Origin of the sequence: Halobacillus sp. Marseille-P3879, from assembly GCF_900240285.1 — a bacterium.
In the GTDB taxonomy this organism is placed as follows: Bacteria; Bacillota; Bacilli; order Bacillales; family Halobacillaceae; genus Halobacillus_A.
Window position 1 is genome coordinate 1,130,903 of the sequence record NZ_OESS01000001.1, and the last position, 14,552, is coordinate 1,145,454.

The window sequence follows — 14,552 nt, forward strand, 5'->3', positions numbered from 1 at the left end:
GTGTCTCCTTTCGGGTTACGATGCAGGAACTTCAATTAATATGGCCATTCCCTGGCCTCCACCGCCGCACAGCGATGCAATTCCTTTACCACCGCCCCGGCGTTTAAGTTCATGAGCAAGTGTCAAGATCAACCGGAAGCCCGTGCCCCCTAAAGGATGGCCAAGAGCGATGGCCCCGCCGTTGACGTTGACGCGGGAATAATCAATGTTAAGGTCTCGGCAGCTCGCAATAACCACACTGGCAAAAGCTTCATTAATCTCAAATAAATCAATATCATCCGTGGTTAGATCATGCTTTTCAAGTAAATGACTGATCGCTTGAGAAGGTTTCGTTTGTAAGCTCGCATCAGGTCCAGCTATCTCTGACCAATCTATGATTTCAGCTAAAGGCTTCTGATTAAAAGCTTGCGCCTTTTCCTCAGTCGTTACAATTCCGATACTCGCGCCGTCTGTCATTTGAGAAGCATTACCAGCTGTAATCGATCCTTCCTTAGAAAAAGCTGGTGAAAGCTGAGCTAGTTTTTTGGCTGAAGTATCAGTCCGTATCCCTTCATCTTCTGTAAGCAGGCCGGAGATAGGGGAGATTTCTGGTTGGAAATATCCCTCTTCCTGAGCCTTGGACGCTCTCTGCTGGGAAAGAGCAGCATATTCATCCTGCTCCTTACGGTTAATATCAAAATCAACATTTTTCTTATCGGTAAGCGCCCCCATCGAAACATCACTTAAGGCGCACCATAAACCGTCGTTTAATAAAGTATCTTTCATCTGTGTATGACCAATACCAGAAGCCATTCGAACAGAAGAGGTGTGGGGTGCATTAGTCATAGAATCAAAGCCGCCAACTACATACAATTCACCCTCATCCAGCTTTAATCGTCGTACCGCATCTGCGACCGTTGCGATTCCACCCAGACATACATTGTTCAGTGTTATCGCTGGCACTGCTAAATTCATCCCTGCCTGGTAAGCCACCTGCCTGGCAGGGTTTTGTCCCCCGCCGGCTTGTATTACCTCCGCCAGCAGTACCCCATCCGCTTCTTTTGCTACAGGATTTTTATCTATAAGACTAGCGAGAGCCTTTGCCCCAAGCTCAGTAGCCGATAACTTTCTCAATGCACCCTTCCATTTTCCAAAAGGGGTGCGCGTTCCATCTAAGAGAACTGCTTTCATTACTTTCATCTCCTTTTACTCATAAAAAAACTCTCCCTGATTAACAAGAAGAGATTTTTACGCTCTTCTTATCTTTCAGGATCATTCCTGCAGGATTTAGCACCTTTTTAAGCATTTGCTTAATGGTTGCCGGGCATCAACGGGCCAGTCCCTCTGCCTCTCTGGATAAGAACATCTATTCAATTAAAAAACCTCTCTATTTTTGGAATAGAGAGGTTAAGAGATTTAAGTTTCTCTTATCTTCCTGAGCTATACTCAGTAGGATTTGGCACCGTGCTATTTAAAAAATAGCGGTTGCCGGGTTTCACAGGGCCAGTCCCTCCACCTCTCTGGATAAGAATATCGATATCGTTACTATAGAATTAGCTACAATATTAGCAATCTACAGCGGGGATGTCAATGTGTTAATTGAAAAGTTCGAAAATTAATTATAATTCACGATATATAAATTTACCAGTGATTTATTTTTGAGCAGTACCCCTTTCATTTTTATCTTGATGATTGAGGACTTATCCATTGCAGTTTGGAATGAGAAGCCTTAAATTGTTTCTCAAAAGGTGGGGCAAGAATTTTTAGAAATTGTGTTATTAAACCTGACAATATTCCTGACAGAAGATTAATAATACTGTAAGCTGACTATTAATTAAAACGAACATGAGTTAATCACAATAAAGTTATCAATATTTTCAAAATATTATTGAAAGTCTATCAGCTCTTATGTATAATAACTTACTAAGAAAGCGTTTTCACAACAGTGTAAAGAATTTACTTTTGTGTATGTGGAAACGTTTTTATAAATTGCATATTTAAATGAAAGGGGGACCACTTAAGGGACAAGCTTTTAAGTTTAGAATAAATAGGAGGGAAAGATAGGAAATGAAAAAACTTTCTAGTTTTATTGTTGCTATGATTCCTGCCGGTATTGCTTTGAACTGGGTAGCCAACTCAATTGTTGAAATGTTAAAACTGCCTCTTTTCTTAAATAACATTGGCACGGTTTTAAATGCTATTGTTCTTGGTCCTGTCTGGGGAGCTGCCACGGCTTTAATGACGAACGTCATTCTTGCATTAATTGTTCGCTGGACTTATTTACCCTTTGCTCTAGTTGGAATGTTTGTTGCTTTTTTGGCTTACTTCTTTTATAAAAAAGGTTGGTTTAAAAAGACTTGGAAAGTTCTTATAGCTGGTGGAATTGTAGGTTTATTGGCCTCTGTTTTATCAACAATTATTTCGGTTTACGCTTTTGGAGGGTTCTCGGGTCACACAGTAGACGTACTCACTGCTGGTATGATTGCTTCTGGGCAGGAAATATTCAATGCAGCATTTATAGCTAACATTCCTGGAACTGTAGCGGATAAAGTCTTGACTCTATGGATTGTTTGGGTAATTTTGAGATCATTTCCTGTTCGTTTCTTGCCAAATGCTAAAGATATACGTGAAAAAATTGGTATGAACAACACTAAAAAAAATAAAGACAAGAAAATTTCAGCATAAAAAAGACATCAATTCAACAAAAAATTTGAAGAATTGATGCCCTAAAAGACTTAGTAAATATTTTATATTACATTAAGCTTAAAATCAATTTCTGAACATTGGAGGGCCAATGTTCCTTAGAACTTTGGCCTTTACGCTTTGTTTATTAACACTCCTTGAGGAAACGTTTCCTGCCATCGAAAAGCCGCTCAAATAAAATATTCAGTATTTTTGAAAAAATCTTGCGGTTATATTCAACAGAAGGGTATAATAAAATCATTATATTGAAGCGTTTTCATTTAAGGTATGTTAATTTCATATGAGTTACTTATATAGAATTCCATGTTTACAAGGAAACGTTTTCATAAAGAAAAGGAAGTGTACAAATGGTTACTATCAAAGATGTGGCAAAAGAAGCTAATGTTTCTATATCGACGGTGTCCCGAGTGTTAAACAATAGTGGCTATACCAGTATGGAAGTGAAAGAGAAAGTCAATAAAGCTGTTGAAAAACTTAAATTCCAAAAAAATATGGTAGCCACAGCCATGATAAAGAAGCAAACCGCAACATTCGGTTTAATTATTCCTGATATTAAGAATATTTTTTATGGAGAATTAACTCGGGCTATTGAAGATCATGCCAACCAATATGGGTTCAATGTCATTCTTTGTAATACCGATAACGACCTGGATAAAGAAGCGGAATATCTTAACTTTTTAATCCGAAAAGGGGTCGACGGGGTTATTTTTTCTACTCCGGAAATGAATGACAGAAATATAAAGGAAGTGATGAGATCGAGGTCTGATTTAGCCTTTATCAGTTTGGGAAGTCAAGTTAGCGACGTGCAAATAGACGAAGTTCTTGTGAATAACTTCGAAGGTGGATATGAAGCGACGAAACACTTATTGGACCGTGGCCACCGAAGTATAGGTTATATAGGGGGACAGGCTGATTCTTATGCATCTACTGAACGATTAAAAGGATACAGCCAGGCTTTAGAAGATCAGGGTTTAAAAGTGAACAAGAAGTTTACTAGACTAGGTGAGTTCAAAATTCAGAGTGGTTACGATAAAGGAAAAGAGTTGTTATCACTAAAAGACCGACCAACTGCAATTTTTGCGGGAAATGATGCAATTGCAGTTGGGGTATATAAAGCAGCAAGAGAGCTTCATCTTTCAATCCCTGGAGATGTATCCGTAATCGGATTTGATGATTCCCAATTTGCTGAAATTGTATTTCCAACACTGACGACGATTCGGACGCCTATCGAAGACATGGCCCAAAAGACAGTAGAACTAGCTGTGCAAATTTCACGAAAAGGGAAGAATTTTAAAGAAACGGTTACTTTTCAACCAACGTTAATTGAGCGCGAGTCAACTAGCAGGGTTTCACTTGAAAATATCCCTTTCTATAAGGGTTCATAAGGAGGAAAATGTGTGAACAGTTTATACTTGCCCAAGGAGAGCTTTATTCACAATCTTGATCCTAGAACTAAAATGATTTTTGTGGCTTTTGTCGTTCTTAGTTCTTTTATCTTAAATGATCCCGCCCTTCAGTTACTATTCTTAGTATTTCTTTTTCCGCTAGTTGTTGCAGCAAAGCTAGTAAAGCCTTATCTCATCTCTATGCAGTTTCTGCTGCTTTTTGCCGTACTAATTATGACGGTACATGGAATCTACAATCCTATCGGTGTTACTCCTGTCTTTGAAATATTTGGTGGCCTCACATTTAAATATGAGTCAATGGTTTATGCAAGTGTTATGTCGTTTCGGATTTTAGTTATTGGTACCGCTGCTGTTCTGTTCGTTATGAGCACTCATCCTTCAGACATGGCTTCAGCTCTTGTGAAATGGAAGGTTCCTCATTCCTTTGCTTTCATTTTATTGTCAACGTTTCAAATCATTCCAATTATTGCGCGAGAAGCCAAAATAGTAATGGAAGCTCAGCAAGCACGATGTTTAGATGTGAAAGGAAATTTAATTCAACGTGTGAAAAACCTAATTCCCATATTCGCCCCCCTTTTTATTATCACATTTATGAAAGTACATCAGCTCTCTTACGTATTGGAATGTCGAGCTTTCAGTCGAGAAGGCGCAAAAACCAGCTTAAGAGATACAAGAATTGGATATAAGGATTATGCATTTTTAATAGGAATCCTTTTATTTCTTGCAATAGAGATTTACTTGCAACTTTATTTAAGCGGCTTTCTTAATCTAACAACAGATGCTTTACTCACTTATTCTTTAATAGGCACATGGGTGGTATTTGGGTTTATGATCCTCAAGTTTATCTTTAAACGTGTACAAAGTTTAGTAGGAGGTGTGGCAGATGCTTAAGAATCAAAGAGCCATTGAAGTTTCTGGACTATCTTTTCTTTTTCCTGATGCAGAGGTGAAAGCATTAAGAAATATTAACTTTTCCGTAGATTACGGGGAAATTCTTGGCATTATTGGACCTACAGGAGCAGGGAAATCAACGCTTGCTATGTGTATTAACGGGCTGGTCCCACAGGTTATTCAAGGGGAATTAGAAGGTAAAGTTTATGTCAAGGGACTGGATGTTCACAAGGGCAATGTAGCTAAAATGTCTGAACACGTCGGGTTTGTTTTTCAAGAACCAGAAAACCAGCTTAGCCAAATGACGATTGAGGAAGAAGTAGCGTTTGGGCTAGGGAACTTAGGGGTTCCAAGAGAACAAATGGAGGGCCGAATTAAAGAAGCCCTCCAGCAGGTGGGTTTACTAGGATTTGAGAAACGAAGCCCTCTTGCATTATCCGGAGGACAGCAGCAACGTCTGGCTATTGCTTCTGTTCTTGCAATGAAGCCAACTATTATGATTATGGACGAACCAACTTCTATGCTCGATCCTAAGGGAAAGAATGAAGTATATGATGTACTGAGAAGCCTTAAGGAACACGGAATGACTGGAATTATTATTGACCATGAAGTTGAAAGAATAGCGGAGTATTGTGATAAGGTGCTCGTTCTAAATGAAGGAGAAGAGCAAATGTTCGGTCCTTCTGCAGAGGTCTTTGCGCAAATTGACACACTTCATCAATTGACTATGCATGCTCCTCAGGTTACTGAACTTCTCCATCAATACAATCAGAAAAACAAACAAGATGTAAAATTATCAACTAGTATCGAAGAAGCTGCAGCAATATTAGAAAACGCTTACATTAAGAGTTGAACTATTATTAAGGAGGGCTATTTTATGGAGCCGTATATTTCAGTCCGTGATGTGACTCATGTTTATTCAAATGGGGTTACTGCTATAAAGGATATTGACCTTGATATTTATGATAATGAAGCGGTAGCTATTTTAGGGAGTAATGGATCTGGAAAAACGACGTTAGTGAAACACTTTAATGGGCTGTTAAAGCCAACTAAGGGAAAAATTACTGTCGGAGGCTTAAATACAAGGAAAGAGCGAATCTCTAAGTTGTCCAGTTTAGTAGGATATGTTTTCCAAAACCCAAATCACCAAACTTTTTTACCGAACGTGATCCAGGAACTGGAATACGGCTGTAAGAATCTGCGTATGTCAGAAGAAGAGATTGAAGAGCGTGTAAACAAAGCAGTTGAGCTTTTTGAATTAGAAAATTATTTAAACGAGAATCCATTTGATCTTAATTCCAGTCAGAGAAAAGAAGTAGCGATGGCTTCAATTATGGCCATATCCCCGCGGGTAATTGTCTTGGACGAGCCAACAACCGGTCAAGACCATAAAGGCTGTCAGCGGATACTACATCTCGTTCGTATGTTCCAGAAGCACGGACACATTGTGGTGTTAATTACCCATGATATGCATTTAATAGGAGAATTAAATTGCCGAACAGTCGTCATGCATCAGAGTGAAAAGGTTGCTGATGGCCATGCTGAGGACGTCTTCGCTGACAAGAGGATTATGGATTTGGCAGGACTTCAACCTCCTCAAATTACTTCACTTGCTCATAGTTTACCGTTTTTAAATTCTAATAAAACCTATTTAACCATTGATTCCGTTTTACAATCGATGAAAGTAAACACTGAGGAGGGCGTTAAAATTGTTACACGAACTTAAATGGAAGTCTAAAGCCTATCGACCAGAATTAGAAGATCATTCCCAGTACCATATTCGTTGCAAACCAGGAGATATTGCGAAGTATGTTCTATTACCTGGTGACCCAGAGCGCGTCGGGCAAATGGCTGAGCAGTGGGATCAAAAAGAACATATCGCTACTTATAGAGAACACGTTACATACACTGGAAAAGTTGGTGGTGTAGATATTTCAGCGTGTTCGACTGGAGCGGGAGGCCCTTCTACAGCCAGTGCATTGGAAGAGCTAGCTGAGATTGGGGCAGAAACTTTCATTCGTGTAGGTACTTGCGGGGCAATGCAGGAAAACATTAATCCTGGAGATCTTATCATCTGCGCCGGAGCTGTCCGATACGACGGTACGAGTGACCAATACGTTGATTCTAAGTTTCCGGCTGTAGCAAACCAGGAAGTAATAATGGCATTGATCGAAGCTGCTGAACGACTTGGAGTCACTTATCACGTAGGTATCGGATACACTTCAGCTTCCTTTTTCTGTGGTCAAGGACGTCCAGGCTTTAATAACTACAATCAAAGCTTTATGAACACAATCATGGACGATATGCAAAAAGCAGGCGTTTTGAATTTTGAAATGGAAGCAGCAACTGTATTAACCCTGAGTAGTTTATTTAACTTAAGGTCGGGAGCTATATTTACAGCAGTTGCAAATAGAGTGAAGGATGAATTCGCTTATAAAGGAGAAGGTGTAACTCAATCAATCGCTGTGGCAACAGAAGCTACTAAAATATTAAATCAGTGGGATGAATTAAAGAAAAAATCAGGCAAGCCTTACTTTTTCCCCTCATTATTACAAAATGAAAAAACAATATAATTATAAGGAGGACTTTGAATGAAAATAGGAATCGTTGGCGGTACAGGATTTTATAATTTAGTGGATGGTATGGTGGAGCAAACAGTTTCCACTGAGTATGGAGAAGTAACTGTCTTTGTTGGAAAGTATGCGGGTAAAGACATTTATTTTCTTCCTAGGCACGGAAAAACTCATGACAGTCTAGCCCATGAAATCAATTATCGAGCTAATATGCTTGCATTAAAAGAATTAGGAATAAACCATGTAATAGCGATGTGCGCGGTAGGTTCTTTAAATCCACAAATCCCAGTAGGAACTTTAGCTTTGCTAGACCAATTTATGGATGTGACTACAAAGCGTGTGACCACTTATGGGAAATATTCTGTAGAAATTACCCAGCCATATTGTCCTGACCTTAACCAGAGTTTCTTAGACGCAGCGGGGGAGCTAGGATATGAGATTGTTCCAAAAGCGAACTACATTTGTGTGGACGGTCCACGCTATGAAACTTCGTTAGAAATTAATGTGTATAAACAGTGGGGAATGGATGTGGTAGGAATGACGAATGCAACAGAAGCCATTCTGGCACGTGAATTAGGTCTTGCTTATGCTGTAGTGACGATCTCAACAGACTTAGCGGCAGGAACTACGGATGTCCCACCGGATCTAGAGACCCACAAAAATGTAGTGAAAGACAATCAGCAAAAAATCCGCAGCCTTTTCCTTAAGGCAGTTGAATTGATTTCTAATGAGCGACCTTCCATTGCTCATAAAGCTTACGAAAGAGCTTTGGCAGCTCGCAAAGAAAAATTGGCTAAACCGAGTGTGTAACTGGCAATGTCAGTATTGATTAAAAATGCTGAAATTCTATCAATGGATGATGTGAGAGGCACCATAAAAGGAAGTTTATTTATAGAAGAAGGAAAAATAACAAGAATCTTTCCACATGAACAAAAAGCGGGTGCACCGGTCCTTGCAGCAGAGGAAGTCATCGATGCTCAGTGGAACCTTCTAATACCAGGGATGACCAATGCACATTATCATTCGTATTCCAACCTTCTTAAGGGAACGAAGAGTAACTTGCCTTTAGAACTCTGGTCTTTGTATACCATTGCATATGGACTTTCTTTAGATGATGAAGATATTTATTTATCTGTTCTCATCGGTGCTGCCGACATGATCCGCAGCGGCATTACTGGGTGTGTTGATCATTTTCCTCACTTGAACAGAGCGGTTGCGGCTTTGCAAGCGTATGAGAAGTCAGGTATGCATGTTGGATTTGCCCCAATGATACAGAATGTTTCAGATGAAGAGTTTTTAGGTTTGTCTGATGAGAAAAATAACCCAGTGTACGAACTGGATGAAATAAGGGATTTCTACACCAACCTCATACACAATTGGCACTTAAAAAATGAAAAAATTCAAGTCATGCTGGGTCCTAATGCACCACAAAGGTGCAGCCAGGAAGCATTAAAGTTATGTAAGGACCTGAGTGATCAATATGGGTTAGAAGTTCACACTCATTTATTAGAAACGAAAATTCAAAAGGATATCGGAGATCTAACTTTCGCTAACGGGGTATTGGGTCATTTAGACGAAGCAGGATTACTAAATGAAAAACTGTCAGTCGCTCATGCGGTTTGGTTAGACGAGCACGAAATGAATCGAATAATAGAAAAAGATGTTTCTGTAGTGCATAACCCTGCCAGCAATATGATTTTGGGGAGCGGGATTGCTCCTGTAGCTAATTATGTGAATCGCAATATTTCTGTAGGGCTAGGTTCAGATGCATCAAATTGCGGAATCAGCCATTGCTCATTTGAAATGATGAGATTGTCTCTCATGATGTCCCGAGTAAACAATAGAGACTATGAAAATTGGCTGCAGCCTGATGAGGTGTTCAATATGGCCACACGCTCTGGAGGTCACATAGTAAAGGGAAGCAAGCGGGGGAAAATTGCGGAAGGTTATAACGCAGATCTTGTTCTTGTTAATCGAAAATCAAACACGTTCATTTCAAAGGAAGATTTAATCTCTCAACTTGTTTTTTATGAACAAGGACAATCTATTAAAGCTGTCATGATTAAAGGAAAGTGGGTTTATCGAGAGAATAAGATACTTGCTTTTGATGAGCAGGAGATAATTGAGCGTATTCAAGAGAGATCAGGTGAATTAAGAAGGAGAGTACAGGGAGCGCTTTCGAAAGTAGAAGAGAAGAAACCAGTTTTAGAAGAGTTTTATCACCAATTTTATAACTAGGAGGGTATGTGTATGAATTTAGAATTGTTAAAAAAAGAATTGCAATATGTTTCTCGTAAAATTTACCAAAAGGGTTATACACAGGCCACAGGTGGAAATATTAGTGTGAGAATTCCAGGGACTGACTATGTACTCATAAAGAGAAGCGGAATCAGCCTTGGAGAGGTTACTCGAGAAGATGCTCTGATTGTCGATATGGATGGAGAGGTTATTGAAGGTCAAGGAAAGCCTTCAAAGGAAATTGGTTTTCACTTAGGAGTATATAAAGTTCGGCCAGACGTAAACGCGATTGTTCACTGTCACCCTAATTACTCCATCGGGTATGCATGCCTTGGGATGGAACTTCCACTGCCAACAGTGACAGCTCAAAAGTTACTAGGACACGTGCCGGTAGCAGATACAGCACCTTCTGGGTCAAAAGAATTAGCTCAGCACGTGACGGACGTGTTTACAAAGTATCCAGACATCAAAATTTCTCTTATGAAAAATCATGGGGTTTGTGCGGTAGGTCCAACTTTGGAAGCTGCTTATAATGTAGTTGACCTTGCGGAAGCAACAGCAAAACAGGCTTTTATACTCTCGCAGCTTCGCGTTGTGGAAAAAAACGCAGTAACTCAATAAGAAAGGAGGTATATTATGCGACTAATTGAACAATTTGTTCAAGAAAACAAAGAAAAAGGACTGGCAATGCCGATCTGGTTTGAAAATGGAACTTTAAAACTAATCGATCAAACTAAACTTCCTTTTAAAGAAGACGTATGTCAAATCACGAGTGTCAGTCAACTGGGTAAAGCCATCTCCTCCATGATGATTCGAGGTTCAGGGGCCATAGGAATTTGTGGGGCATATGGCATTTTTTTGGCTGCATTACAAACAAATGGGAATCCTCAAGAGGTAAAAGAAGCTGGAGATTTTTTGAAAAACACGCGACCAACCGCTGTGAACCTTATGAAAACCGTAGATGAAATAGTGGAACAAGCTAAAGGTTCTGGAGAAGAACTCATTACAACAGTTGAAGAAAAGGCAGTTGGTATACTTAAACGTCAATTAGATTTTGAATATCAGCTTGGTTCTTATGGAGCTGAGTTAATCAATGACGGTGATAGGATTATGACACACTGTCACTCAGGTGCTTTTGGGGGAGCTGGATACGGAGGTAGAGCCCTTTCAGTTATTAGAACCGCCCATGAGCAAGGTAAAAACATCCATATCTACACGTGTGAGACACGTCCATATTTACAAGGAGCTCGAATTACCGCATTAGAACTTAAGAAATTTGGTATCCCTCACACATTAATTACCGATAACATGTCCGGATTTTGTATGAGTGAAGGCTATATCGACAAAGTTGTCGTTGGCTCCGATCGGGTGGCCTCCAACGGGGATTTAGCCAATAAAGTTGGAACGTATATGCATGCCCTAGCGGCTCAAAATCATGACATACCTTTTTATGCAGCAACTTCCAGTCATACCATAGACTTTAACACACCTGCCGGAAGATATATTGAAGTCGAAATGCGTAATCCGAGTGAGGTGACACATTTTAATGGAAAACCTATAGCTCCTGAAGGGGTTCAGGCATTATACCCTTCTTTTGATATTACTCCAAACTCGTTAATTACAGGAATTATTACAGAAAAGGGGGTAATAACCGCTCCTTATGAGACGCACTTGAGAAAAGTAATTGAAAAATCCGCTGTATAGTATAATCTATCTGGTATGGCAGGAGGTTGATGTATGATAAAAGAAGCTTTTCTCGCGATGATCGCGGGAATCGTGATCGGTGTTGTTTTTAAATTAATAAAACTTCCTTTACCCGCTCCTCCTGTGTTAGCTGGAGTTCTTGGTGTAGCAGGTGTGTATATAGGAGGAAAAATTATTGAGGTTCTTTTTATGAGATTCCAGTAGGTGAAAGAGCAAAAGGATTGGTATATAATAAAAGAAATCATTTACCTAGCATGAAATACTACATCTCTTTCTTACAGGAGATATGATTTTATAAGGAGCTTGAGGTGGAAGAAGATAATGTTAAGCAAAAATGTAGATGAATAGATAGTGGTCAAAACAGGTTCCTATTGATAGTTTCAATTAATGATGCTCGATACTGAAAAAGATATGGAACGAGTGACTTGTACAACCTCTGAATTTGAGAAAAAGAAATTGATAAGCTTGGAACTTCCTTGAGCAGATGAGTCCCTTTTATGGAATGAAGAAACCTTTTCTCCTTATGAGAAAAGGTTTTTTAAAATGACTCTTTTTAGTTAAATACCTATTTTGTTATTAAGTTTCCGGGGTCTTAAGATTTTTTAGCAGCTCCAATAGTTCACTTGTTTGAATATTTGCTAAAATCATATATTTATGTTTCTATTTATAGAGGAGAAAAAAGCGGCTTGGCTCGCTACTTTAAACAACGGAGGTATATGATGACCGTACAATTAAAACCACAGCAATTAAATGAATTAGTAAACAAAGAAGTAGAAGGAAAAGATCGCCAAGAGGCACTTGAGCAAGCAAAAAAACTTCCTTCACTTACGATATCCGCCTGGACGATTTCAGATCTTGAGCTCATTGGGATTGGAGGCTTCAGTCCGCTTCAAGGCTTCATGGGCAAGGCTGATTATGAGCGTGTTGTAAACGAACTGCGTTTAAAGGATGGCACGGTCTGGAGTATCCCCATTACACTCCCTGTAACAGAGAGTCAGGCTGATGAGATCAAAATCGGAGAAGAAATCGCTCTGAAGGGTGAAGACGGTATCACTTATGGAACGATTCACGTTGAAGAAAAATTCACCTATGATGAGAAACTTGAAGCCGAGAAAGTTTACGGTACAAAAGAAGAAGCTCACCCTGGGGTGAAGAAGGTTTACGATAAGGGAAATGTATACCTTGGGGGACCTATCAAGCTTCTCAATCGTCCGGACCACGGTAAATTTAAAGATTATTACTTAGACCCTGCAGAAACGCGTCAGTTATTTAAGGATTTAGGGTGGAAAACAGTAGTAGGCTTTCAAACGCGTAATCCGGTACACCGTGCGCATGAGCACATTCAAAAAACAGCACTTGAAGCCGTCGACGGCCTTTTATTAAATCCGTTAGTGGGAGAAACCAAGTCTGATGACATTCCGGCAGATGTGCGTATGGAAAGCTATGAAACGATTATTCAAAATTATTATGTTAAAGATCGCGTTCGTCTTGTGATTTATCCTGCAGCTATGCGTTATGCCGGACCGCGGGAAGCGATCTTACACGCCATCGTCCGTCGAAATTACGGTTGTACTCACTTCATCGTCGGACGCGACCATGCGGGTGTCGGTGATTATTACGGAACGTATGATGCTCAGGAACTTATCGCTAAATATGAAGATGAACTTGGCATCAGTATTTTTAAATTCGAGCATGCGTTTTACTGCGAGATATGTGAAAACATGGCATCAGCAAAAACTTGCCCTCATGACAAGAAGCACCACGTCCACCTTAGTGGGACAAAGGTTCGGGAGCTGCTGAGAAACGGAGAACGTCCTCCGAAAGAATTCTCTCGTCCAGAGGTAGCTGATGTATTAATTAAGGGAATGAAGCAATAAAATAGTAAATCGTCAGCTGTTACGGCTGGCGATTTTTGTTAATCAAAGGAGGACCTCACATGAACAGATACTTAATTCAGGCCGCTCTATCAGCCGGAAAAGAAATTATGAAAATCTATGAAACTGATTTTGACATAGAATACAAGGAAGACGAGTCTCCGTTAACAACTGCTGACAAACGAGCACATGATGTGATTAAAAATGTATTGCGTAAACACTTTCCTGCACTTCCTGTTTTAAGTGAAGAAGGTAGACATCTTCCTTACGAACAACGGAAAGAATGGAAGGAGTTTTGGCTAGTTGATCCCATTGACGGGACAAAGGAGTTTATAAAAAAGAACGGCGAATTCACGGTAAACATTGCACGAATTCGGGATGGCAGACCTGTTGAAGGTATTGTCTACGCCCCAGCGCTTGATACGTTATACGTTGCTGAGGAAACAAAGGGAGCCTATAAAGTTGATGGTATATGGGGAAGGGAGAATATAAGTGTCAAGCGGCTGCCATTGGAACAGAAAAAAGATATAACAGTTCGCGTTGTGGCCAGCCGCTCTCATATGTCAGCAGAGACGGAAGCATTTATTGAAGACTTGAAAATTAAATACAAAAAGGTAGAAACTATTACAGCAGGAAGCTCACTGAAGTTATGTCTCATCGCTGAAGGAAACGCAGACTTCTACCCAAGGTACGCACCGACGATGGAATGGGATACAGGAGCAGGCCAGGCGATCGTCGAACTCTCCGGTGCAAAAGTGGAAGTCGCTGCAGAAAACAAACCTCTCACCTACAACAAAGAAAACCTAAAAAACCCATGGTTCCTCGCCTATAGGAAATAATGAGGGATTCTCTGTTATAGGTACCAGGTACACTTAAGTTGATTCTCTGTACCCGGTACAAAATAAAGGTAGATAATTAAATATTTACTACAGCATTATCGCGAAAAATTCATTTATTCGTGCCAGATCTGCATTTTATTCTTAAAAATGGGCGTACCCGGTACTCAAATAAGATAACTCTGTACCGGGTACGTAGTTACTTCACTACTGTACCTGGTACCAAAAAACGGTCCCCAAAAGAGTGTAAATAGCACCTGTTAGATAGCAAACCTTGCAGTAATAACCTACTGCAAGGTTTTTTTCTTTTTTCTCTCTGCACCTGGTACAGATAAATAGATTGAGTGT

The 14,552-nt window shown here is 39.9% G+C and carries 14 protein-coding genes and 2 riboswitches; of the genes, 13 read left to right on the plus strand and 1 reads right to left on the minus strand.

Going from position 1 to position 14,552, the window contains the following annotated elements; all coding sequences use genetic code 11:
• Nucleotides 1-15: 15 nt before the first annotated feature.
• Nucleotides 16-1,170 (minus strand): acetyl-CoA C-acyltransferase, encoded by a 1,155-nt coding sequence (locus tag C1A12_RS05620; RefSeq protein WP_101842848.1) that lies wholly within the window; start codon nucleotides 1,168-1,170, stop codon nucleotides 16-18.
• A 65-nt stretch (nucleotides 1,171-1,235) separates the two neighbouring features.
• Nucleotides 1,236-1,342: riboswitch (SAM riboswitch) on the minus strand.
• A gap of 61 nt (nucleotides 1,343-1,403) precedes the next feature.
• Nucleotides 1,404-1,510, minus strand: a riboswitch (SAM riboswitch).
• A gap of 536 nt (nucleotides 1,511-2,046) precedes the next feature.
• On the opposite strand from C1A12_RS05620, the gene C1A12_RS05625 reads away from it, so the two are divergent.
• From C1A12_RS05625 to cysQ, 13 genes are all read left to right on the plus strand, one after another.
• On the plus strand, nucleotides 2,047-2,664 hold the full coding sequence (locus C1A12_RS05625) for an ECF transporter S component (protein WP_101842849.1): 618 nt from the start codon (nucleotides 2,047-2,049) through the stop codon (nucleotides 2,662-2,664).
• Between the two features lie 365 nt (nucleotides 2,665-3,029).
• Nucleotides 3,030-4,067: a LacI family DNA-binding transcriptional regulator gene (locus C1A12_RS05630; RefSeq protein WP_101842850.1), complete on the plus strand. Its 1,038-nt coding sequence runs from the start codon at nucleotides 3,030-3,032 to the stop codon at nucleotides 4,065-4,067.
• 12 nt (nucleotides 4,068-4,079) lie between these two features.
• Nucleotides 4,080-4,979, plus strand: coding sequence for an energy-coupling factor transporter transmembrane protein EcfT (locus C1A12_RS05635; RefSeq protein ID WP_101842851.1), 900 nt, complete (start codon nucleotides 4,080-4,082; stop codon nucleotides 4,977-4,979).
• Nucleotides 4,972-5,832: an energy-coupling factor ABC transporter ATP-binding protein gene (locus C1A12_RS05640; RefSeq protein WP_101842852.1), complete on the plus strand. Its 861-nt coding sequence runs from the start codon at nucleotides 4,972-4,974 to the stop codon at nucleotides 5,830-5,832. The genes C1A12_RS05635 and C1A12_RS05640 overlap by 8 nt, the downstream gene beginning before the upstream one ends.
• A gap of 24 nt (nucleotides 5,833-5,856) precedes the next feature.
• Complete coding sequence (locus C1A12_RS05645; protein WP_101842853.1) at nucleotides 5,857-6,705, plus strand: energy-coupling factor ABC transporter ATP-binding protein; 849 nt, start codon at nucleotides 5,857-5,859, stop codon at nucleotides 6,703-6,705.
• Entirely contained in the window at nucleotides 6,689-7,552 is an 864-nt protein-coding gene (locus C1A12_RS05650; protein ID WP_101842854.1) for a nucleoside phosphorylase, read from the plus strand. The genes C1A12_RS05645 and C1A12_RS05650 overlap by 17 nt, the downstream gene beginning before the upstream one ends.
• 18 nt (nucleotides 7,553-7,570) lie before the next feature.
• A complete protein-coding gene (locus tag C1A12_RS05655) occupies nucleotides 7,571-8,362 on the plus strand; it encodes an MTAP family purine nucleoside phosphorylase (RefSeq protein WP_101842855.1) in 792 nt (263 codons plus the stop codon).
• 6 nt (nucleotides 8,363-8,368) lie between these two features.
• Nucleotides 8,369-9,790: an amidohydrolase family protein gene (locus C1A12_RS05660; RefSeq protein ID WP_101842856.1), complete on the plus strand. Its 1,422-nt coding sequence runs from the start codon at nucleotides 8,369-8,371 to the stop codon at nucleotides 9,788-9,790.
• 12 nt (nucleotides 9,791-9,802) lie between these two features.
• Complete coding sequence (locus C1A12_RS05665; RefSeq protein ID WP_101842857.1) at nucleotides 9,803-10,411, plus strand: class II aldolase/adducin family protein; 609 nt, start codon at nucleotides 9,803-9,805, stop codon at nucleotides 10,409-10,411.
• A 15-nt stretch (nucleotides 10,412-10,426) separates the two neighbouring features.
• Nucleotides 10,427-11,494 (plus strand): S-methyl-5-thioribose-1-phosphate isomerase, encoded by a 1,068-nt coding sequence (gene mtnA / locus C1A12_RS05670; RefSeq protein WP_101842858.1) that lies wholly within the window; start codon nucleotides 10,427-10,429, stop codon nucleotides 11,492-11,494.
• Between the two features lie 33 nt (nucleotides 11,495-11,527).
• A complete protein-coding gene (locus C1A12_RS05675) occupies nucleotides 11,528-11,698 on the plus strand; it encodes a DUF1427 family protein (protein WP_101842859.1) in 171 nt (56 codons plus the stop codon).
• 515 nt (nucleotides 11,699-12,213) lie between these two features.
• Complete coding sequence (gene sat / locus C1A12_RS05680) at nucleotides 12,214-13,371, plus strand: sulfate adenylyltransferase (RefSeq protein WP_235001540.1); 1,158 nt, start codon at nucleotides 12,214-12,216, stop codon at nucleotides 13,369-13,371.
• Nucleotides 13,372-13,430: 59 nt separating this feature from the next.
• Complete coding sequence (cysQ, locus tag C1A12_RS05685) at nucleotides 13,431-14,207, plus strand: 3'(2'),5'-bisphosphate nucleotidase CysQ (protein WP_101842860.1); 777 nt, start codon at nucleotides 13,431-13,433, stop codon at nucleotides 14,205-14,207.
• The last annotated feature ends 345 nt before the right edge of the window (nucleotides 14,208-14,552 follow it).